The organism is Bradyrhizobium manausense (genome assembly GCF_018129685.1).
GTDB lineage: Bacteria > Pseudomonadota > Alphaproteobacteria > Rhizobiales > Xanthobacteraceae > Bradyrhizobium > Bradyrhizobium manausense_D.
In genome coordinates, this window is sequence record NZ_JAFCLG010000011.1 from 16,551 (window position 1) to 37,065 (window position 20,515).

The 20,515-nt window shown below is 62.3% G+C and carries 18 protein-coding genes; 10 read left to right on the plus strand and 8 right to left on the minus strand.

Annotated elements, in window-relative coordinates; all coding sequences use genetic code 11:
* Window positions 1-5: 5 nt before the first annotated feature.
* Genes trbE through JQ621_RS23745 form a run of 8 tightly spaced genes read left to right on the plus strand, consistent with a single transcriptional unit; the run spans window position 6 to window position 8,215 of the window.
* Window positions 6-2,444 carry a conjugal transfer protein TrbE gene (gene trbE, locus JQ621_RS23710; RefSeq protein WP_006022584.1) on the plus strand — a complete coding sequence of 813 codons (2,439 nt, stop codon included), beginning with the start codon at window positions 6-8 and terminating at the stop codon, window positions 2,442-2,444.
* Entirely contained in the window at window positions 2,441-3,202 is a 762-nt protein-coding gene (trbJ, locus tag JQ621_RS23715) for a P-type conjugative transfer protein TrbJ (RefSeq protein ID WP_006022583.1), read from the plus strand. Before trbE ends, trbJ begins: the two co-directional genes overlap by 4 nt.
* Window positions 3,203-3,212: 10 nt before the next feature.
* The gene (trbK-alt, locus tag JQ621_RS23720) at window positions 3,213-3,614 is read left to right on the plus strand and encodes a putative entry exclusion protein TrbK-alt (protein WP_006022582.1); all 402 of its coding nucleotides are present in this window, start codon (window positions 3,213-3,215) and stop codon (window positions 3,612-3,614) included.
* A gap of 1 nt (window position 3,615) precedes the next feature.
* The gene (gene trbL, locus JQ621_RS23725; protein WP_006022581.1) at window positions 3,616-4,971 is read left to right on the plus strand and encodes a P-type conjugative transfer protein TrbL; all 1,356 of its coding nucleotides are present in this window, start codon (window positions 3,616-3,618) and stop codon (window positions 4,969-4,971) included.
* Window positions 4,972-4,973: 2 nt separating this feature from the next.
* Complete coding sequence (gene trbF / locus JQ621_RS23730) at window positions 4,974-5,657, plus strand: conjugal transfer protein TrbF (RefSeq protein WP_006022580.1); 684 nt, start codon at window positions 4,974-4,976, stop codon at window positions 5,655-5,657.
* Window positions 5,654-6,721 carry a P-type conjugative transfer protein TrbG gene (trbG, locus tag JQ621_RS23735; protein WP_006022579.1) on the plus strand — a complete coding sequence of 356 codons (1,068 nt, stop codon included), beginning with the start codon at window positions 5,654-5,656 and terminating at the stop codon, window positions 6,719-6,721. The genes trbF and trbG overlap by 4 nt, the downstream gene beginning before the upstream one ends.
* Complete coding sequence (locus JQ621_RS23740) at window positions 6,718-7,974, plus strand: TraB/TrbI/VirB10 family type IV secretion system protein (RefSeq protein WP_006022578.1); 1,257 nt, start codon at window positions 6,718-6,720, stop codon at window positions 7,972-7,974. Before trbG ends, JQ621_RS23740 begins: the two co-directional genes overlap by 4 nt.
* Window position 7,975: 1 nt before the next feature.
* Complete coding sequence (locus JQ621_RS23745) at window positions 7,976-8,215, plus strand: DUF2274 domain-containing protein (RefSeq protein ID WP_006022577.1); 240 nt, start codon at window positions 7,976-7,978, stop codon at window positions 8,213-8,215.
* Here the strand turns inward: JQ621_RS23745 and JQ621_RS23750 are convergent.
* The 7 genes from JQ621_RS23750 to JQ621_RS23780 form a co-directional block, all read right to left on the minus strand.
* A complete protein-coding gene (locus JQ621_RS23750; protein ID WP_024343196.1) occupies window positions 8,148-9,107 on the minus strand; it encodes a LysR family transcriptional regulator in 960 nt (319 codons plus the stop codon). The two genes, JQ621_RS23745 and JQ621_RS23750, sit on opposite strands and share 68 nt — an antisense overlap.
* Window positions 9,108-9,418: 311 nt before the next feature.
* On the minus strand, window positions 9,419-10,051 hold the full coding sequence (locus JQ621_RS23755) for a response regulator transcription factor (protein ID WP_006022575.1): 633 nt from the start codon (window positions 10,049-10,051) through the stop codon (window positions 9,419-9,421).
* Complete coding sequence (locus JQ621_RS23760; protein ID WP_006022574.1) at window positions 10,051-11,115, minus strand: sensor histidine kinase; 1,065 nt, start codon at window positions 11,113-11,115, stop codon at window positions 10,051-10,053. Before JQ621_RS23760 ends, JQ621_RS23755 begins: the two co-directional genes overlap by 1 nt.
* 90 nt (window positions 11,116-11,205) lie before the next feature.
* Window positions 11,206-11,904, minus strand: coding sequence for an MgtC/SapB family protein (locus tag JQ621_RS23765; RefSeq protein ID WP_006022573.1), 699 nt, complete (start codon window positions 11,902-11,904; stop codon window positions 11,206-11,208).
* Between the two features lie 87 nt (window positions 11,905-11,991).
* Window positions 11,992-14,151, minus strand: coding sequence for a carbohydrate porin (locus JQ621_RS23770; RefSeq protein WP_006022572.1), 2,160 nt, complete (start codon window positions 14,149-14,151; stop codon window positions 11,992-11,994).
* Window positions 14,152-14,712: 561 nt separating this feature from the next.
* Entirely contained in the window at window positions 14,713-17,427 is a 2,715-nt protein-coding gene (gene mgtA / locus JQ621_RS23775) for a magnesium-translocating P-type ATPase (protein ID WP_006022571.1), read from the minus strand.
* A gap of 303 nt (window positions 17,428-17,730) precedes the next feature.
* Window positions 17,731-18,027 carry a hypothetical protein gene (locus JQ621_RS23780; RefSeq protein ID WP_006022569.1) on the minus strand — a complete coding sequence of 99 codons (297 nt, stop codon included), beginning with the start codon at window positions 18,025-18,027 and terminating at the stop codon, window positions 17,731-17,733.
* Between the two features lie 369 nt (window positions 18,028-18,396).
* Here JQ621_RS23780 and JQ621_RS23785 point away from each other — a divergent pair, with 369 nt between their 5' ends.
* Together JQ621_RS23785 and JQ621_RS36035 are read left to right on the plus strand one after the other, a co-directional pair.
* Window positions 18,397-18,873 carry a hypothetical protein gene (locus JQ621_RS23785; RefSeq protein WP_124810153.1) on the plus strand — a complete coding sequence of 159 codons (477 nt, stop codon included), beginning with the start codon at window positions 18,397-18,399 and terminating at the stop codon, window positions 18,871-18,873.
* Window positions 18,874-19,018: 145 nt separating this feature from the next.
* Window positions 19,019-19,264: a PilZ domain-containing protein gene (locus JQ621_RS36035; RefSeq protein WP_080655009.1), complete on the plus strand. Its 246-nt coding sequence runs from the start codon at window positions 19,019-19,021 to the stop codon at window positions 19,262-19,264.
* A gap of 548 nt (window positions 19,265-19,812) precedes the next feature.
* Here the strand turns inward: JQ621_RS36035 and JQ621_RS23795 are convergent.
* Window positions 19,813-20,508, minus strand: coding sequence for a VIT1/CCC1 transporter family protein (locus tag JQ621_RS23795; RefSeq protein ID WP_006022566.1), 696 nt, complete (start codon window positions 20,506-20,508; stop codon window positions 19,813-19,815).
* Window positions 20,509-20,515: the final 7 nt, after the last annotated feature.

Consider the following 20,515-nt stretch of genomic DNA (forward strand, 5'->3'; position numbering starts at 1 on the left):
CGGCCATGATGAACCTTGCCGAATATCGCAATCGCAACAGCCGCCTGGCCGACTTCCTCCCCTGGGTCGCGCTGGTGGGCTCCGGCATCGTCCTCAACAAGGACGGCAGCTTTCAGCGCACCGCGCGGTTTCGCGGCCCCGATCTCGACAGCGCCGTACAGGCTGAGCTAGTCGCCATCGCCGGCCGCCTCAACAATGCGTTCCGTCGCCTTGGATCAGGCTGGGCAATCTTCGTCGAGGCGCAGCGGCAAGCTTCGAACCTCTATCCCGACAGCCGCTTTCCCGATCCCGCCTCGGCGCTGGTCGACGCCGAGCGCAAAGCGGATTTCGAGGAAGCTGGCGCACATTTCGAGTCGAGCTATTTCCTGACCTTCACCTATCTGCCGCCGGCCGAGGACGCCGCGCGCGCGGAATCCTGGCTCTATGAAGGCCGGGAAAAGTCGGGCCTCGACCCCAACGAGGTGATGACCGGGTTCGCCGATCGCACCGATCGCATCCTGCGCCTGGTCGAAGCCTTCATGCCCGAATGCCGCTGGCTTGATGACGCGGAGACGCTCACCTATCTCCACGGCTGCGTCTCGACCAAACGGCACCGTGTCCGCGTCCCCGAAACGCCGATCTATCTCGACGCGCTGCTCGCCGACCAGCCGCTCACCGGCGGGCTCGAGCCGCGCCTTGGCGCGTCGCATCTGCGCATCCTCACCGTCACAGGCTTTCCAACGGCGACGACACCTGGCCTGCTCGACGAGCTGAACCGTCTCGCATTTCCGTATCGTTGGTCGACGCGGGCGATCCTGCTCGACAAGACCGACGCGACCAAGCTGCTGACCAAGATCCGCCGGCAATGGTTCGCCAAGCGCAAGTCGATCGCCGCGATCCTCAAGGAGGTAATGACCAACGAGGCGTCCGTCCTCGTGGACACCGACGCCGCGAACAAGGCCGCCGATGCCGACATGGCGCTCCAGGAACTCGGCGCCGACTATGCCGGGATGGCCTACGTCACCGCGACGGTGACGGTGTGGGACGAGGATCCGCGCGCTGCCGACGAGAAGCTGCGCCTCGTCGAGAAGGTCATTCAGGGCCGCGACTTCACTGCCATGGCCGAGACGATCAACGCGGTGGACGCCTGGCTCGGATCATTGCCCGGCCACGTCTATGCGAACGTCCGCCAGCCGCCGATCTCCACGCTCAATCTCGCCCACATGATCCCGCTGTCGGCGGTGTGGGCGGGGCCGGAACGGGACGAGCATTTTGCAGCGCCCCCACTGCTCTTCGGCAAGACCGAAGGCTCCACCCCGTTCCGGCTTTCGCTTCACGTCGGCGACGTCGGCCACACGCTGATCGTTGGCCCGACCGGCGCGGGCAAGTCGGTCCTGCTGGCGCTGATGGCGCTGCAGTTCCGACGCTATGCTCGCGCCCAAGTCTTCGCCTTCGACTTCGGCGGCTCGATCCGCGCGGCGGCGCTCGGCATGGGCGGCGATTGGCATGACCTCGGCGGCGATCTCAGTGACGGCGCGACCGATAACGTCAGCCTTCAACCGCTCGCCCGCGTTCACGACGTGCCCGAGCGCGCCTGGGCGGGCGACTGGATCGTATCGATCCTGACCCGCGAGGGCGTGGCGATCACGCCCGAGGTGAAGGAGCATATCTGGACGGCGCTGACCTCGCTGGCATCGGCGCCCGTCGAGGAGCGCACGATCACCGGCCTGGTCGTGCTGCTCCAGTCGAACGATCTCAAACAGGCGCTCAGGCCCTATTGCGTCGGCGGTCCCTACGGCCGGCTGCTCGACGCTGAACGCGAGTATCTTGGCTCGGCGTTCGTTCAAGCGTTCGAGACTGAGGGGCTGATCGGCACCGGCGCGGCGCCGGCGGTTCTCTCCTATCTCTTCCATCGGATCGAAGATCGGCTCGACGGTTCGCCGACTCTTCTCATTATCGACGAAGGCTGGCTGGCGCTGGACGATGACGGTTTCGCCGGCCAGCTCCGCGAATGGCTGAAGACGCTGCGCAAGAAGAACGCCAGCGTCATCTTCGCCACGCAATCGCTCAGCGACATCGACGGCTCGGCCATCGCGCCTGCCATCATCGAAAGCTGCCAGACCCGGCTTCTGCTGCCGAACGAGCGCGCGATCGAGCCGCAGATCACGGCGATCTATCGGCGCTTCGGCCTCAACGACCGCCAGATCGAGATCATCGCGCGGGCAATGCCCAAGCGCGACTATTACTGCCAGTCGCGGCGCGGCAACCGCCTCTTCGAGCTCGGTCTGTCCGATGTCGCGCTCGCTCTGTGCGCCGCGTCATCGAAGACCGACCAGGCGGCCATTGCCCGCATCGTCGCCGAACACGGCCGCGACGGCTTCCTCGCCGCATGGCTCGATCACCGTGAGGTCGGTTGGGCCGCCGATCTCATCCCCACGCTCACCAACAAGGAGACGTCCCAATGAAACTGCGCAATTCCCGCGCAGCGCGTTTTGCTGCCGCGCTGCTGACCGCTCCCGTCGCGCTCGCGCCCATGCTGGCGACGCCCGCTCACGCCATCATCGTATTCGATCCCTCGAACTATGCGCAGAACGTGCTCACGGCGGCGCGATCGCTTCAGCAGATCACCAACCAGATCACCTCGCTTCAGAACGAAGCGCAAATGCTGATCAACCAGGCACGCAACCTTGCGAGCCTGCCGTTCTCGTCGCTGCAACAGCTTCAGCAGTCCGTCCAGCGCACGCAGCAGCTTCTCAACCAGGCGCAGAATATCGCCTACGACGTCCAGCAGATCGACCGGATGTTCCAGCAGAAGTACGGGAACGTCTCGCTGTCCGCTTCGGATCAGCAACTCGTCACCGATGCCCGCTCGCGCTGGCAGAACACGGTCGGCGGCCTGCAGGACGCAATGCGGGTGCAGGCGGGCGTCGTCGGCAACATCGACACCAATCGCACGCAGATGTCGGCGCTGATCGGCCAGAGCCAGGGCGCGACCGGCGCGCTGCAGGCGACGCAGGCCGGCAACCAACTCCTTGCGCTCCAGGCGCAGCAACTCGCGGATCTCACCGCCGTCGTGGCGGCCAACGGCCGGGCGCAGGCCTTGCAGTCGGCCGAGCAGGCCGCCGCCGCCGAACAGGGCCGCGAGCAGCGCCGGCGTTTCCTGACGCCGGGCTCGGGCTACCAGCCCGGCAATGCCCGCATGTTCCCGAACAGCGGCAACTGAGGCTGGCACGATGGACGGCAAGACCCTCGCTCGCGTCGGCGCCATCGTCTTCGTCGCGGTCGCCATCACGGCGACCGCGATCGAGATGAACCGCAAGGACGTTTCGACGGACGTCCTCGCGACGCAGGGCCGTCCGGTCACAACATCGGATCCTCTCGCCGCCGAATTGCTTCGTTGTTCCGAGATCGGCGAGGCCGGCACGCGCGATCCCAATTGCCTGAAGGCATGGGCAGAGAACCGGCGCCGCTTCCTCGGCCAGCCGGCCCCCGTTTCATCACCATCGCCGGTTGCGCCGACCACGCTGTTTCCAAGCGCGCCCGCGTCGGCCGCTCCCATCCACAAAGACAGTGCGCCAGCGGACGTGACCGGGCCTGCGATGCAGGCCGAGCCCGCTCAGCCAGAGGTTCGCTGACATGGGCGGCACCGGTGTCATCGACCATTTCCTCGAGGTCTTCACTCGCTACATCGACGGAGGATTCGGGCTGCTCGGCGGCGAAGTCGGTTTCATCGCCACCACCTTGATCGTCATCGACGTCACGCTCGCCGCGCTTTTCTGGTCATGGGGCGCCGACGACGACATCATGGCGAGGCTGGTCAAGAAGACGCTCTTCGTCGGTGTCTTCGCCTACCTGATCTCCAACTGGAACAATCTCGCCCGCATCGTCTTCGAGAGCTTCGCGGGCCTCGGCCTGAAGGCTTCGGGAACGGGCTTTGCCGTGAGCGATCTCATGCGCCCCGGCAAGGTGGCGCAGACTGGTCTCGATGCCGGCCGGCCGCTGCTCGACTCCATCTCCAGCCTGATGGGCTACTGGTCGTTCTTCGAGAACTTCATCCAGATCGCCTGCATGTTTTTCGCCTGGGCGCTGGTGCTGCTGGCGTTCTTCATCCTGGCGATCCAGCTCTTCGTCACCCTGATCGAGTTCAAGCTGACCACGCTCGCCGGCTTCGTCCTCATTCCCTTCGGCCTGTTCGGCAAATCGGCGTTCATGGCCGAGCGCGTGCTCGGCAACGTCATCTCCTCCGGCATCAAGGTGCTGGTGCTCGCCGTCATCATCGGCATCGGCTCGACGCTGTTCTCCGAGTTCACCTCGGGCTTCAACGGCGCAACGCCATCGATCGACGATGCCATGGCGATCGTGCTTGCCGCGCTGTCGCTGCTTGGTCTCGGCATCTTCGGTCCCGGCATCGCTAACGGCCTCATCTCCGGTGGCCCGCAGCTCGGCGCCGGCGCGGCCATTGGCACTGGTCTTGCCGCCGGCGGCGTTGTCGCAGCAGGCGCGGCCGCTGCCGGCGCCGTCGTGACAGGCGGCGCTGCACTTGCTGGCGGCGCTGCCGCCGCCGCGCGTGGCGGTGCAGCCCTCGCCGGTGGCGCCTCCACCGCCTACAGCCTCGGCGCGGCCGGCCAGGCCGGCGCATCCGGCGTCGCGTCGGGTCTTGGCAGTGTTGCCAGCACCGGCGCGAAGGCGGCCGTCTCACCGCTGAAGCGCGCAGCCGGTCGTGCCGCCGACAGCCTGAAGCAGAGCTATCAGGCCGGTGGCCAGGCCGCGACGGAGATCGCCACCGGCGCATCCGGTGCTGCGACGACCGCCACCGCGGAGGCCGCATCTCCCGGAGCTGCGTCTTCCACCAGCGACGGGCCGCCGGCCTGGGCGAAACGCATGAAGCGCTCGCAGCAGATGTCCCATGGCGTTCAGGCCGCCGCCCACGCCGTGCGTAGCGGCGACAGCCATGGCGGCGGCTCCTCCGTCAACCTCTCCGAAAGCGACTGACCATGTTCAAGCGACCATCCACCCACTACGGCAAAGCCCCTCAGCCCGAGACTCCCTATCAGCGCGCCGCTCAGGTCTGGGACGATCGCATCGGCTCCGCCCGCGTGCAGGCCCGTAACTGGCGCTACATGGCCTTCGGATCATTGGCCCTCGCGGGCGGCCTTTCGGCCGCGCTGGTCTGGCAGTCCGCCAACGGCTCGATCGTGCCTTGGGTAGTGCAGGTCGACCGGCTCGGCCAGGCGCAGGCGATCGCGCCGGCGACCGCCGACTATCAGCCAAACGATCCGCAAATCGCCTTCTACCTCGCGCGCTTCATCGAGCAGGTCCGCTCGATCCCGTCCGACGCCATCATCGTGCGGCAGAACTGGCTGCGCGCCTACGACTTCACGACACAGGGTGGCGCGCTCGCGCTGAACGATTATGCGCGCGCCAACGACCCCTTCACCAAGGTCGGCAAGCAGCAGATCGCGATCGAAGTGTCGTCGGTGATCCGCGCCTCGCCGTCGAGCTTCCGCATCGCCTGGATCGAGCGACGCTATCAGGACGGCTCACTGGCCTCCACCGAACGCTGGTCCGCGATCCTCACCGTCGTCGTGCAGCCCCCACGCGACGCCGACACGCTGCGGAAGAACCCACTCGGAATCTACATCAACGCCATCAACTGGTCGAAGGAGCTTGGACAATGACGCCCGCACTCCGCAAAGCCGCCCCTTGGAGTGCAGGGCTCCCGGCTTTGCTCATCCACGTAGTTCCGGTTTTCCGCAAATCCGCTTTGCCGGGAATCTTGCTCGCCGGTTCGGCGCTGGCAGGGTGCGCCACTCACACCCCGCCGCCGGAGATTTCCTACGACAATGCGGTGCCGGCTGTGCAGACCTCCGATCCGCCAGCGCCCGTCCGGGTGGTGGAGCTTCCCAAACCGCTCCCGCTGCCTGGTCAGTTGAAGCCCATCGGCAAGGACGGCAAGCCCGAGCCGGAACCGTCCGATCCCGCCGCGCGCGTCAACCAGGCCAATGCCGCAGCGCGCGTCCAGCCCGTCCGCAACGGCTTCATCAACTCGATGCAGGTCTATCCCTTCGTCGATGGCGCGCTCTATCAGGTCTACGCCTCGCCGGGGCAGATCACCGACATCGCGCTTCAGCCCGGCGAGCAGCTCGTCGGCTCCGGTCCTGTCGCCGCTGGCGACACAGTGCGCTGGATCATCGGCGATACCGAGAGCGGCGTTGGCGCGGCCAAGCAGGTCCATATCCTCGTGAAGCCAACGCGGGCCGAGCTGATGACCAATCTCGTCATCAACACCGACCGGCGCACCTATCACATGGAGCTGCGCGCGACGCCATCGACCTATATGGCATCGGTGTCTTGGCAATATCCGCAGGACCAGCTCATCGCGCTGCGCCGCCAGAACAGCCAAGCCGAGGCCGCGCAGCCGGTGTCGGGCGGCATCGATCTCGCCCGTGTCAATTTCCGCTACGAGGTGACCGGCGACCGCGCACCGTGGCGGCCGCTGCGCGCCTTCGATGACGGCAAGCAGGTGTTCATCGAATTCCCCCGCGGCATCGGACAGGGCGAGATGCCGCCCTTGTTCGTGGTCGGACCGGAGGGCGACACCTCCGAGCTGGTGAACTATCGCGTGCGCGGCAACTACATGATCGTCGATCGACTGTTCGCCGCCGCCGAACTGCGGTTCGGCGCGGGCAAGAACCAGAAGCGTGTCCGCATCTCCCGCACCGACGGGAGGCCGGCATCGTGAGCGACGAACGCGATCCCGAAAAGGAGGAAGGCCGGACGCCCGGTTCGGCGCCCCAGCCTCAGCCGACCGACGACGACGCTCGGCCGCTGACCGGCGAGCCGGCCGCGACCATGCGGCTGCGCGCCGAGCCGCCGCGTGTGACCCGCCTGTCCCGCAAGGTGCTGGCCGGTCTGGGTCTTGCGGCAAGCCTCGGTGTCGGTGGGGCGCTGATCTATGCGCTCCAGACTCGTCACAGCGGCCAGGGTCAGGAGCTTTACTCTACGGACAACCGCTCGACACCGGACGGTCTGGCTGGATTGCCGAAGGATTATTCCGGCGTCCCGAAGCTCGGCCCGCCGCTGCCCGGCGACCTCGGTCGCCCGATCCTCAACGCGCAGAACGGTGGCACAGTGCCGCCGATCGGCGCACCGGCATCAGGTCCGACGGGACCGAGCCCCGAGGAACAGCGCCGGGCGCAGGAACTGGAGGCGGCTCGGACCGCACGGCTGTTCGCATCCACCGAGACTCGGCCCGCTACGGCTGGAGCTTCGACACAGCCGACTGCGACCGCCACGCCGTCGGCCGATCTCGCCAGCCTCGGCCTTGCGCCGCAGCCAGCGACACCCTCCGCGCAGGATCGTCAGCTCGCATTCCTCAATCAGACGCCCGACAAGCGCACTGTCTCGCCGGATCGCGTTGCCGCGCCAGCGTCGAAGAACGTCCTGCAGGCCGGCGCCGTCATCGCGGCCGCGCTCATCACCGGCATCCGCTCCGACCTGCCGGGTCAGATCACCGCACAGGTGACGGAGAACATCTATGACAGCCCGACCGGCAAGATCCTGCTTGTGCCACAGGGCACGCGCGTTATCGGCCAGTATGACAGTGGCGTCGGCTTCGGTCAGAGGCGCATACTTCTCGTCTGGAACCGGCTGATCTTCCCCAATGGCCGCTCCATCGTTCTGGAGCGTCAGCCTGGTGCGGACGCCGAGGGCTATGCGGGCCTTGAGGATGGCGTCGACTATCACTGGGGCGAACTGTTCAAGGCCGCTGCACTTTCCACGATTCTGAGCATCGGTGCGGAGGCGGGCTCGTCTGGCCAGGACAGCGATATTGTGCGGGCGCTGCGACAGGGTGCCTCCAATAGCGTCAGTCAAACCGGCCAGCAGATCGTCCAGCGCCAGCTCAACATCGCACCGACCCTCACCATCCGGCCAGGCTTGCCCGTCCGCGTCATCGTCACCCGCGATCTCGTTCTCGAACCCTACGGAGGCTGACATGACCAAGCTGAAATTGGGAGCGATCGTCGACGACAAACCGGTGAAGGTCACGGTGGAGTTACCGGCAAGCCTGCATCGCGACCTAACGGCCTACGCAGAAATTCTCGGCCGCGAAGCGAGGCAACCGCCGGCCGATCCCGTTCGCCTCATCGCTCCGATGCTGGAGCGGTTCATAGCCACGGATCGGGGATTTGCGAAAGCGAGGAAGTCAAAAGAACTGCCGAAACCGTCTGAATGATTGTGGCGGCAGCCGAGCGCGACATTGAACGCGCAAGACTGAGGAGGCGGCGCCAGGCCGGGTTATCATTCCGCGGCGACCACACCGCGCAGAACGGCAGAACCTCGCCGGCAAGCTGCCGATAGGCAGTTCCCGGAAACTGAGCCGCCGTCCCGGCCTCGCTCATGACCGTGACGCCTTGGCCGATCGCCACAAGCGACAGGAGATTGTCCCTCCCGACGTATTGGGTATCGATTTCTGGGTGACGCCCAAGATCGGCGAGGCGTTGAACCAAATAGTCGTGAATTTCCGATCCAGGGGCACCGTCACTTACAATGAATCTCTCGTCCACAAGATCACGCCAGCCAAGCTCCGATTTCTCAGAGAGAGGATGATCGCTGGGAAGTACGGCGAATACTCGCTCGGACCAAAGTTGCTCTGTTTCACAGTCCGACCACTGTGTGGTTCCCGTGATAAAAGCCACATCGAGTTGAAGTCGCCGGATCGAGGCAACGTGATCCGCAGGATCGCCGTCAAAAAATTCGACCCGTACACTTGCATGCTCCTTGCCGTAGGCTCCCAGCAGATCGGACAGGAATCCAGACGCGAGCGACGAAAAGATGCCGACCTTGATATGCCCCCGCTCGGAGCGACCTATGGCGGCCACATCCTTCGCGCCGCAGTCGATCTGTTGAAGTGCTTTGCGTGCTCGACGCACAAACTGCTGTCCTGCCAACGTCAGGCAGACGCCGCCGTTGTGCCTCTGAAATAGGGAAGCGCCGAGTTCGTCTTCGAGATCGCGAACGCGACGGCTGATCGCCGATTCCTGTATTCCCAAGGCCAAGGCCGCCTTTCGGAAGCTGCCATATTCGGCCGCCGCAAGAAAATACCGGATCTGGCGGAATTCAAGCATCGGTCAATTGCGACCGAGATCTATTCGAAATGATTCCTGGCCTCGCGACGGTCCATCGTCCGCTCGTTGCGAGCATCGCTCTGTAAGCACCATCTACCACGACCATCGCGCCCCGACCGCAGCTAAGGCAAGACCTCCCGATTCTCACCCTAGAATAGACGGCTACAGACGCTCATTGGCCGATGATCTTATATAGATTCGATATACCAACGTATCTTCGAAATATACCGTGTTCTGAAAGGGGGGGGGTGGCACGCCCGCGCAGATCGCGCACCAGTTCGCGGTGCAGGGGCTCTCCTCTCAGTCGAGATTCAAACGCTCAAACTGTCCGACATTCTAACAAGGTCAATAATCGTCTTGGCCTGCATCTTCTGCATGAGATGGCTACGGCGAACCTTCACCGTGATCTCGCTAACATTCAGGTCGGCGGCGATTTGTTTATTGAGGAGGCCCTTTACAACGAGCTTGAAAACGTCTCGTTCGCCGGGCGTCAATGTCTCCCAACGCGCATTCAAATCCAGCGAACGCGCTTCGCTCTCGCGCCTTCGCCGGTCTTTTTCGATCGCTTGTTGGATAGCATCCAGCAGGTCTTGGTCGCGAAACGGCTTGGTCAAGAACTCGAAGGCGCCATTCTTGATGGCGTTCACGCCCATCGTGATGTCCCCATGTCCCGTGATGAATATCGTCGGCAGATGAATGCCGTATTCAGGCATTTGCCGATGAAAATCGATCCCGCTTTGTCCGGGCATTCTCACATCGAGCAGCAGGCAGCCGGGCGCGTCCGGCATGGAGCTTTCCAGAAATTCGGCAACCGAGCTATACGAGCGCACCTGTAGCCCAACGGATGCGAGCAAATCTTCGAGCGCGGCGCGAACGGACCGATCGTCATCGATGACATAGACGATGGGCTGCGGCCGCGAATCCGCCGTCGGTTCATTTTTCATCAGGCTGCCTCCATGTGGCGCGGCAGGCGCACCTCAAATACGGTCCCGCCTCCAGGGACTGGAGCCGCGGAAATCTGTCCGCCATTCGCTTCAACGATCGTCTGACTGATGGTAAGGCCAAGACCCATGCCTCCCTCTTTCGTCGTCCAGAAGGCGTCAAAGAGGTGCTCACGAGCTCCCGGCGCCAGACCGGTGCCGGAATCGGCCACCGCGAGAACGATCGCATCCCGTCCATCCTGCGAGGCGGCAATTCGCAGACGACGCTCGGGCAATGCGCGGTCCGACATCGCCTCGGTCGCATTGAGGACGAGATTGCTGATGACCTGCTGGATCTGGACCCGATCGGCAAAAACGCGAGGTAGGCCGTCATGCAGGTCCAGTTGCAAGGCGACGCCGCCACGCTCGATCTCGCCGCGCGACAAGGTCGCGATTTCCATGACAGCTTCCCTGAGGTCGAATGGTTGTCGGCGCGGCGCCTCGCCCTTCGAAAGGGCGCGAATGCGCGCGATGACCTGGCTTGCCCGGTTGGCATCGCTGACGATGCGGTCGAGCGCGAGGCGGGCCTTGTCGAGATTTGGCGGCTCCTGGGCAAGCCATCGGGTGCACGCGCCGCCGCTGGCGACGACGGCAGCCAGGGGCTGGTTGACTTCGTGCGCGATCGACGCCGACAGTTGACCGAGCGTCGTGACCCGCGCAATTCGCAAAAGCCGATCGCGCGCCTCCAGCGCCTCGGCCTTCGCAGCCACCATCCTTAAACTGAGATAGGTTGTAACGCCGATCGCAACGATACTAATCCCGGTATTGACGATGCCGACCTCATACGCACCGGAGTGGGTCAAGAAAAAACTGATCAGGGTCAGCGCGACACAAATGCAAGCGAGGGCCACTACAGCCGTGCCAGACAAGATGCGTGTCGCAACGAGAATGACCGCTGTGTAGAATACGGCCGCTGCGATGGCGTAGTCCGTGACCGTATCGGCGATAAAAATGCCGGCCATCGCAACGCCCATCGCGATCAACGTCAGCGCCGATCCGGGACGTATATCATTGGCGATCTTGAGCATTGTTCACCTTCTCGATCAACTTACCTACTTTCAATATTCTTCCCTGGAGAATCTACTCCGCCGTGTACCTAGATAACTATTGCTTCTCGGTCACTCGCCTGGCTCGAACCGCCACCGAGCAGATGTTACCAGCGGCTCCAGACTGAGACGACCGATAATCTGTTCCAAAAGGCGATCCTGCCGAGTGTCGGCTCGCACTGTCGCGCTCACCTGGACTCGGTTTGTGTCCTCGATATTCGTGCTTTCGAGGTCGCGGATGTGCAGCGCACCGGCGAGATCGCGAAGAAGAAGCGCCCGAACATGCGCCTCAGCCTCTCCATGGCAGATGATGCTGATCGCATATGCGCTGTCCAACGGGCTTGCGGCGAATGACTGGCGCTCAACGAGGCGCACGAGCGGGCGCAGAACTGCGTTGACGGCGATGACGAACGTCGTCGCAATCAATGCATGAAAGAAAAATCCGGCCCCACACAGCGCGCCGATCGCGGCGGAGCACCACAGCGTCGCGGCGGTGTTGAGCCCGCGCACATTCAACCCTTCCTTGAAGATGATGCCGGCGCCCATAAAGCCGATGCCGGAAACAATCTGGGCCGCAACGCGCGTCGGGCTCGCCTCGCCGGGGAACAGCCCGGCAAAGAGGACGAAGATGGCCGCGCCGAGCGCGACGAGGGTATTGGTTCGCAGCCCGGCCAGGCGCTGGCGCCATTGCCGTTCGAAGCCGATCAAGCCGCCAAGAAGGAATGCGCCCCCGAGCGTGAGTGCGGTGTGGCCAAGGCTTTGCCAATCCATCTGAATGTGTTCCCATCTCGTTGCGTCGGTCGCGCCCTCCCGAGGCGCAAGCCCGCGCTATTGCTGGAATTGCCACTCCACTCGCTGTCAGAATTCGGCGTGGGCGCGAAGCGACAGAATCGAGGCTGGTCCGCGGTCGGCGTTGTAGGCGGGGTTTGCAACAAACTGATAGTCGAAGGTGACGGTGCTCCAGCCGTTGACCCGCAAGGCGTAATACGCCTCGACGATCGACTCGTGGCCGTAGCGCAGTCTCCCATCACCGATCAGCAACCCCGTGCCTCCGGCGGCGAGGAAGTTACGATGTGCACTCGAGAGGCCGTTGACCGCAGCACCGACTCCGATCGTGTCCGCAGGCCGTCCCCATGCAGAACCCTTTAGGGAGAAACCACCGGAAATGCTGCGGTCGATGTCCGTGAAGGAGAGGATTTCGGTGCGGCCGTCGTTCCAGCTTGCACGGGCGAAAAGCCCGAGGTCAGCTGTCAAAGCCTGTTCGATATTTCCATAAAAGCCATACTTATTCTGATTGCGGCGCAGGGCCGTCATCGCATCGTTGATATCTGTTTGAGGGCTCGCTTGCGCGAGGTTGATAGCGTCGCGATACGCGCCGGTGTAACCACGGTTGATGAAAGCGCCGATCCGAACCTTACCCGGCTGCCCGAACAGGCTGTGCCGTTCCTCGAACTCGACGGCGCCACCGCCGCCCCCATTGAAGACCAAAACATCACTGTTCGGCTCCCTGGGCACTTGGAAGGCCCCGGCTCGCACAGCCCAATCCTTACGATTCAGCTCGATGACCGCACCGCGCGTCATGCCGGGAAGGTCGGCGGGGAAGTCATAGGCCCCCGACGACCAGATTGCCCAATTCATGAAATCCGCGCGCGGATCCTTGGCATAGGCATTCGCGTCGAAGAAATCGCCAACCGCGAAACGACCAACCGTGACAGTGACGCGATCGATATCGCGTCGCCCCGCCAGTTGCAGGGGGCCGTCTGCGACATCCTCCTGCTCGCCACCAAGACCGAATGTCTGCTGAAGATAGTAGCGCTGTGGCCGAAATTTCGGAAATTCAGCGCCGCCTTTTTGCGCTTCTCCATTTGGAAAGCCTGCGAGTCCGAGCGTCCCGTTCAGCCCGAAGCCTTGGGCTAGCTCGGGATTGAAATAGAACGCACCACCGTCCCAAAGCCTCACGCCAAGAAATGCGTCCGCGGTCCACGTCTCACGAACTTGCCCACCACCGGGCAGGCTGGCGCTGGAAGCGTAGGGGGAACGAATCGCGGGATAGCCTTGGGCGATGAATGTGGTCTGGCCATGAATATTCCAGTCCGGCGACATTTCGACAGTTGCCGGTGGTCTTGGGAGTGTCGAGGCCACATCGCCCAGTCGGTAGTTCAGGCCAAGCGTGAACCTCTGGGTTCGGGGGCGGACGGACACATCGCGCAGTCCGGCACCATCGAGTCGATAGGTCGAGGAAGCCAGATCGAGGTAGTCGTACTGGACGCGTGCCGTCCATGGTCCGCCCAAGGCCATTTCGACACCTGCGCCTGCCGTCCACCCAGCGTGCCAGCGCCCCAGTTTTGACAAAACGCTGCCGTCATCGCCATTGATGTCGACGTTCGTTCGTGTCCAAGCGAGGCCTCCCGTTGCATAGGGGAGGAATGGGCCAAAAGCATAGCCGATCCTGCCACGCACCGTCCCCACGACATCCAGGGATGTGTTGAAGGGAGCCGGTATCCGTCGCGTCTCATCGGGCGGGCTCACAAAAGTGACATCGGCTTCCGCGCCGAGCACCCAACGATCGCTGGCCTGAAAGTTGTAGCCTCCCTGAAAGCCGCCGATCATTCCTGTCACCGTAGGCGGCAGGCCAACGGACTGATTCAAGACGGGGTTCGTTCCCGGGCCAAGGCTGCCAGCCCCGAAACCGGTGTGTCCGCCAAAATAGACGCCCGACCAGTCGGGCCCGCCCGATTCCACCTTATTGTCACGCGAGGCCCCCGGTGCCTTCGTTGGCATCGCCAGGATGGGTTGCGGTCCACTAGTGTTGAGCCGTGCCGCATCCGGATGGCCGGGAGTCGTTTGAAGTTCTTGCGCGTGCGCTTTGGTTACCTGAAGAACCGCTACAAGACCGAGCGCCAGCAAGTAGAAAGCGATCACCATCAGTCGGCAAAAAAGAACCCGACGACGCCTGAAAACCTTCAGTCCGGTGGTGATAGTGAAATTGGGAAGTCCGTGGGTCGTAAAATAAGTCATGGGCTACTCCTGGCGTCGGGTTGCGAGAGCGCCCGGCGCCAATAGCCGCGAGCTGCCCTCCTAGTTTTCTCGTGAATTCAAGCGGCGCGAGTTGTTGGTCGCGCCGCGACTAGATGGGTCGTCCATTTGAAGCTCCTTGCTGATCGAAGTCCGGTTCAGGTCCGGGCCTCGTGCTTTGGTTCCATGCAAGCGATCGTTTTGCGCTTGTGTGGCTCACCAGCGGCAACGCCGCATTCGCGATATCGCCGCTCTGTTCAACCGTGCGCCGCAACGCAGCAGGAATCTGAGCTTGAAACCGTCCAGCAGACGGCGACGAGCAAGGTGAACGGCCGCATGCGTCACGAACATCGCCAAAACCGCCAAAGCCCAACACAAACGTCTGTCCAACCGATTCCGAAGCGACGACCTGGCATCGCCCGGCTCGCGATTGTGGGGCGGACGCGGCGCTTGTCGCCTCGGCGGTGGCGGCCCTTGTCGCGGGCAGTCTCCAGCCTGCGGCGGCGCAAATCTCAGGATCAACGGTGATGTGGACATGATCAGGACCTCTCATGCGCTTGGCCGTCAGAACCATTGTCCGAACCGGCGGATGTAGACGGTCTTCATCAGTTGAGCGACGAGGCAGTAGCAGAGCAGCGTTCCGGCCAGCCACGGGAAGTAGGCGATAGGCAGGGGCTGCAATCCGATGGCTGCTCCCAGCGGAGAGAACGGCAAATAGATCCCCAGTACGCAGATGACGCTCGACATCAGCAAGACCGGCAAAGCCGCTGTGCTGTTGACGAAGGGAATCTTCTGGGTACGCAGCATATGGACCACGAGCGTTTGAGAAAGCAGGCCCTCGATGAACCAGCCCGACTGAAAGAGCGATTGATGCTCCGGGCTATTGGCGGCAAAGACGAACCACATCAGAGCGAACGTCGTGATGTCGAAGATCGAGGACGTCGGCCCGATCCAGATCATGAAACGACCGATATTCTTGGCATCCCACTTCCGCGGTTTGCTGAGAAACTCCTTGTCCATGTGATCCCAAGGCAGCGCCAATTGGGAAATGTCGTACATCAGGTTTTGCACGAGCAAATGGATCGACAGCATCGGCAGGAACGGAATGAATGCGCTCGCCACCAGCACTGAAAACACGTTTCCGAAGTTCGAGCTGGCGGTCATGTTGAGGTATTTCATGATGTTGCCGAAGGTTTCGCGCCCCTTCAGCACACCCTCCTCAAGAACCATCAGGCTCTTCTCGAGCAGGATGATATCGGCCGACTCCTTCGCAATATCGGCGCCGCTATCGACGGAAATGCCGACATCGGCATCGCGCAGCGCCGGGGCGTCATTGATGCCGTCACCGAGAAATCCGACGGTATGACCGTTAGCCTGAAGCGCCTGCAATACACGCGACTTCTGGAGCGGAGTGAGCTTCGCGAAGATCGTCCGCTCCTCGACCAAAACGCGAAGCGCGGTGTCGTCCAATTTTTCTATGTCGCGCCCGAGTACGGCTTGGCCCGGTTCAAGTCCTACTTCACGGCAGATCTTGGCACTCACGACCGCATTGTCGCCCGTAAGAACCTTGACCTTGACGCCATGCTCCGCGAGCGCAGCGATTGCTGGTCCAGCCGTCTCCTTTGGCGGGTCGAGAAAAGTAAGGAACCCCTGAATCGTGAGATCGGCTTCGTCCGCGATGGCATAATGCGTCTTGGCCTCGGACGCCACAAACCCTCGGGTGGCGACGACCAGCACACGGAATCCGTCCTCGTTGTACGCCCGAGCCATCGCAGCCAGATTCTTGCGCTCAACGTCACCAAGGCGGATCAGATCTTTGCCTCTTCTGACGTGCGTAGAGATCGACAGCATCTCCTCAACCGCGCCCTTGCAGATGAGCAAGTGATCTCCGTCCTCGCCCTCGACGACCACTGAGAGTCGGCGGCGCACGAAGTCGAACGGAAGTTCATCGACTTTTCGGTAGCTCGCGGCCGTGTTCGTGATGGCTGGCTCCGCCCCGGCGAATCGCACGACGGCCTGATCCATCAGGTTCTTCACGCCGCTCTGGTGGTAGCTGTTCAACCAGCCCAACCGGAGAACGTCAGCGTTGGGTTGCCCGGTAACGTCGACGTGGTGCTCCAGAATGATCTTGTCCTGAGTCAGCGTGCCGGTCTTGTCCGTGCAGAGAACATCCATCGCGCCGAAGTTCTGAATGGCGTTGAGTCGCTTCACGACGACTTTGCGCCGCGCCATCGCTACGGCGCCCTTCGCGAGGTTCGAGGAAACGATCATCGGCAGCATTTCGGGGGTAAGTCCGACGGCGACGGCAAGGCCGAACAACAGCGCTTCCACCCAGTCGCCTTTGGTCAGGCCGTTGATGACAAAGACGACAGGAACCATGACGAGCATGAAGCGGATGAGCAGCCAGCTCACACTGTTGATGCCGCGATCGAACGCCGTTTGAGCGCGCGATCCGACGATCGCCTTGGCTAACGATCCGAAATAGGTGCGAGCACCCGTGGCAACGACAAGCGCGGTCGCCGTGCCGCTCACGACGTTGGTGCCCATGAAGCAGACGTTGGGCATGTCGAGCGCGTTCATTTCGCTGGACGCTACGCTCGCCGCGGACTTCTCGGCGACAGACCCGAGCGTGTCATACTTCTCAACAGGGATGGCCTCACCGGTGAGCACTGCCTGGCTCACAAACAGATCGCGGGATTCGATCAGCCTCACGTCTGCCGGGATCATATCCCCTGCTGAAAGACGCACGATGTCGCCGGCGACGATCTCTCGCATCGGGATTTCGAATGCTTCGGGATTTGACGTTGCCGATCCTCGACGAAGAACCGTCGCCGTCGTGCGGACCATCGCCTTCAGAGCTTCGGCCGCAGCGCTCGATCGGTACTCCTGAACGAAGCGCATCAAGGCGCTGGCAAGCACCATCACGATGATGATGGTGACTTTTGTCGGATCCGCATCCTCGCCATGTTGAAGCCGAAGCCAGATGTCCGTTACAGCGCTGATCCCAGCCAGGATCAGCAGCACTGCAATGAACGGATTCTTGAAAGCGCCAAAAAACTGAACAACCGCTGGCAGGCGTCGCTCTTGCGCAACCTCATTGGGGCCGTCTTTTGCCAGCCGTTCGATCGCATCTCGGGCAATCAGGCCGTTGCGGTCGCCTTTGACGTTTTCGAAGGTGTCATCCAACCCATTCTGGGCTTCACGGACCGCCTTCATCGACAGCTTGCGTTCGTCTTTTCCGCGCGGCTTGAGAGCCGCCTTGAGGATGGGGGCATTCATTGGATGAATCTCCTGCCGCAAGCGCCGAGACCATGCGCCTCTCGGCACGGTCTTCGGCGCTTGGGGTCTTGGTCGGCTGAGGGGATAATGAAACCGATGCATCTTCACGACGCTCGGCATTCGGACCGCGCTTGAGCAGCGCAGCCGCTCTTCACCAGGGAGGGTCCGCACCTTCGCGCGACCGTGCGATTCTGCGCGAGTACGGATTGCCGCCCCGGCGGGGGTGAAGCCCGTCCAGGCCGGCGGACACCAGAACCATCGCCGTGCTGGCCTTATGCAGCGTGAGGGAATGCATCACACGCCTCACGCCGCAAAGCGACCATGCTGGTAAACTGCAAGAAGGAGTCCGGCGCGCTCGATCAATCGGCGCAACCCGCCGCCCGTGTCTGGTTCGGCGTCAAGCATCCAGATGCATTCGAGCCGACCGGTCTCGCCATTGACACGCCACGCCGCGACCAGTCGAGTCCGGTTCGTGCGGGGAGACTTCGTGAAAGGACGGTCACGCTCGCATCGCGGGTCGGCGAATGCGGGATTGCGTTTCGGCGAGGCGATCCGCGAAACGCGGAGCGAAGCCGGCAGAGTAAAAAATTGGAGAGTCATGTCTCACCTCCGTGACGAGCCGCTCGGCCGTCACAGGCGAGACTGATGATTCAGACTCGCGAGAACGACCTGAGCGGCACGCTTGCTCGACTACTGTCGCTTGGCATTGCTCGTTGATCCTCATGCGTCGGCAGCGGGTTGGAGCCGCTAGATGACATTGGCTGGATATCACCGTCATTCCTTGAGTGACAGTGTCTTGCGGGGTTGATCCGATATACAAAACAATATCCGGGATATACCATCGTATATTGTAAGGTCTTCGGCGATAACTACCTGCGCAATATCAAGCCGCTTAGACTCACCGGACACGGGCGCGTCGACTTCACTAGCGATGTGATCGCTCTGATTTATTTCGATCCGAGGTCTAGTGTGGGTATCGATATGGTTCTTGTCGAGCGCATCGTCGCGCGAAGCCCTCGTCTTCGGCGATTGCTTTATTCGTTGTCCTTAACCTTTCTGAAAGCGGCGTTTCGGTTTCGCCGCACGGGCTTGGATGCCTTTGCCCGACCGACATTGCGTTTATCGCAGTGTCTCTTTCGTACTGCCTCTTCGCGGATACGACGTCGTTATGCAGCCGAGCCGAAAATGACGTCGGACTCGCGCTTTGTGCTCCGTCGCCTTTCTCTCAAACTTTTGATCGTGCTGATCTTTGCCGGTGCTCAAAGCCCGCTGCCCTGGGGATTCGGGAAAGCGCTTACGATGATGCTGTTTATGAGCGCGGCTATCAGCTGTGCCTTGGCCCTCATGAACCACCAACGATTCAGATTGGGAGTCTTGAGCTACTGGGACGAATCTTTGGCCTTTGTCCTGCTCGGCCAAACCGCGCGGATGGTGTTTCTACGTTGAAGTATTGCGAGTGCGCTATGCCGGGGGCTCTCGTCTTCAAAATACTCGCCAATAACCTGCCACGCGATACGGGAATCGCGAAGGTGGCCGTCGAGGCGAGACGCGGGGCAGCGACAACCGCCTGCGGCGTCGTTTGGTATTGGTTATGACGGAGCGTCGCACCACTCGCCGTCGCCGCACGCTGTTGACGGGGAAGATCATTCTCAATCAGCGATCGTCCGTGATAAGTTGCGTCGTCCGAAACTTGTCGGACACAGGCGCCTGCCTCGAAGTTCCTGCTGCCCTGAACATTCCGGATGCCTTCGAGCTGAAAATAGAACCTGGCGGCGCTTGCTCACAGTGTCGAATAGTCTGGCGGAGCGCTACGCGCATCGGCGTGGCGTTCGATTGACACAAAGCTAGAACGCGCCTTCACTTTCAAGGGCGAGTGTAAAGGCGCTGGCCCGAGATACTGGCCGCGCGCACGGCGCTGCAGGCGTGACGGCTGATATGGCCGGACGGCAGGCTACAGAAATAACAAGGACAATGTGTGGGGGAAAGAGCCAATCTCACAAGGAGAATGGCGCGCCGTACTGGATAAAAGTGCGAACGCATATGTGATTGAATCTGCGATTAATTTATTTTGGGGCATCGTGATCCTCTCATCTTTCAGCGTTCGCCGGCTGCCGCCAATAGCCCCACCCAAACGGGTGCGCCGAACCGAACGCGGAGCTGATATCGGACCAAGTACAAGGTATCCGGTATTTTGCTTCTCCCGGGTCTATGAGGAAATGACTAGCTCTTTCCAAATCTGGGCCGCGTACGCAGTGGCTCTCTCCTAGTCCTGAAGTCCGCGGCATGTGTGATTGGGTACCGCTGGAATACATCGCAGAAAATCCCATTCTGCAGCGATGCAAATATCGAGTGCAAAATCGATTAAAAAATAGAGAGCTCCGCGAACTAGACGGCTCGACCGATGAGGGCACCAATGGTCGCAGTTGAGGCCATGGCGACTGCTCCCCAAAACACGACCCGAAGAGTGGGTTTCCATATGCTGGCGCCGCCAGCGCGAGCGCCGATCGCTCCGAGAACGCCAAGTCCGATGAGGCAGGCAATGGAGACGGTCCAGGTGGCGGTCCAGGCCGGCGACAGGAGAGCGACGGCCAGCGGCAAAGTCGCGCCAGATGCGAAGGTGACCGCCGAAGTGAAAGCCGCTTGAACTGGCTTCGCCATCACATGACTGGTCAGTCCGAGTTCATCCCGCGCATGGGCCCCGAAGGCGTCCTTTGCCATCATCTGCTCGGCGACCTGTCGCGCCAGTTCGGGCGTTACACCACGCTGCTCGTAGATCGCGGCGAGTTCGGCCAGCTCCGCTTCAGGTTGCGTGGCAAGTTCGCGGCGCTCACGCGCCATGTCGGCTTCTTCCGTATCGGCCTGGGAACTGACCGACACATATTCGCCTGCAGCCATCGACATTGCTCCGGCGACGAGCCCCGCTACGCCAGCAACCAGAATTTCGTGGGAAGCGGCGGTCGCGGCGGCAACACCGACGATCAGACTCGATGTTGAAATCAGCCCGTCATTGGCGCCTAGCACCGCTGCGCGAAGCCAACCTATTCGTTCGATCAGATGGTTCTCTTTATGAAGGGCTCGCATGGAACAT

Coding starts and splice junctions, on each gene's coding strand:
- trbE (WP_006022584.1), top strand. CDS start 6: ATGATGAACCTTGCCGAATATCGCAATCGCAACAGCCGCCTGGCCGAC.
- trbJ (WP_006022583.1), top strand. CDS start 2,441: ATGAAACTGCGCAATTCCCGCGCAGCGCGTTTTGCTGCCGCGCTGCTG.
- trbK-alt (WP_006022582.1), top strand. CDS start 3,213: ATGGACGGCAAGACCCTCGCTCGCGTCGGCGCCATCGTCTTCGTCGCG.
- trbL (WP_006022581.1), top strand. CDS start 3,616: ATGGGCGGCACCGGTGTCATCGACCATTTCCTCGAGGTCTTCACTCGC.
- trbF (WP_006022580.1), top strand. CDS start 4,974: ATGTTCAAGCGACCATCCACCCACTACGGCAAAGCCCCTCAGCCCGAG.
- trbG (WP_006022579.1), top strand. CDS start 5,654: ATGACGCCCGCACTCCGCAAAGCCGCCCCTTGGAGTGCAGGGCTCCCG.
- JQ621_RS23745 (WP_006022577.1), top strand. CDS start 7,976: ATGACCAAGCTGAAATTGGGAGCGATCGTCGACGACAAACCGGTGAAG.
- JQ621_RS23750 (WP_024343196.1), bottom strand. CDS start 9,107: ATGCTTGAATTCCGCCAGATCCGGTATTTTCTTGCGGCGGCCGAATAT.
- JQ621_RS23755 (WP_006022575.1), bottom strand. CDS start 10,051: ATGAAAAATGAACCGACGGCGGATTCGCGGCCGCAGCCCATCGTCTAT.
- JQ621_RS23760 (WP_006022574.1), bottom strand. CDS start 11,115: ATGCTCAAGATCGCCAATGATATACGTCCCGGATCGGCGCTGACGTTG.
- JQ621_RS23765 (WP_006022573.1), bottom strand. CDS start 11,904: ATGGATTGGCAAAGCCTTGGCCACACCGCACTCACGCTCGGGGGCGCA.
- JQ621_RS23770 (WP_006022572.1), bottom strand. CDS start 14,151: ATGACTTATTTTACGACCCACGGACTTCCCAATTTCACTATCACCACC.
- mgtA (WP_006022571.1), bottom strand. CDS start 17,427: ATGAATGCCCCCATCCTCAAGGCGGCTCTCAAGCCGCGCGGAAAAGAC.
- JQ621_RS23780 (WP_006022569.1), bottom strand. CDS start 18,027: ATGACTCTCCAATTTTTTACTCTGCCGGCTTCGCTCCGCGTTTCGCGG.
- JQ621_RS36035 (WP_080655009.1), top strand. CDS start 19,019: ATGACGGAGCGTCGCACCACTCGCCGTCGCCGCACGCTGTTGACGGGG.
- JQ621_RS23795 (WP_006022566.1), bottom strand. CDS start 20,508: ATGCGAGCCCTTCATAAAGAGAACCATCTGATCGAACGAATAGGTTGG.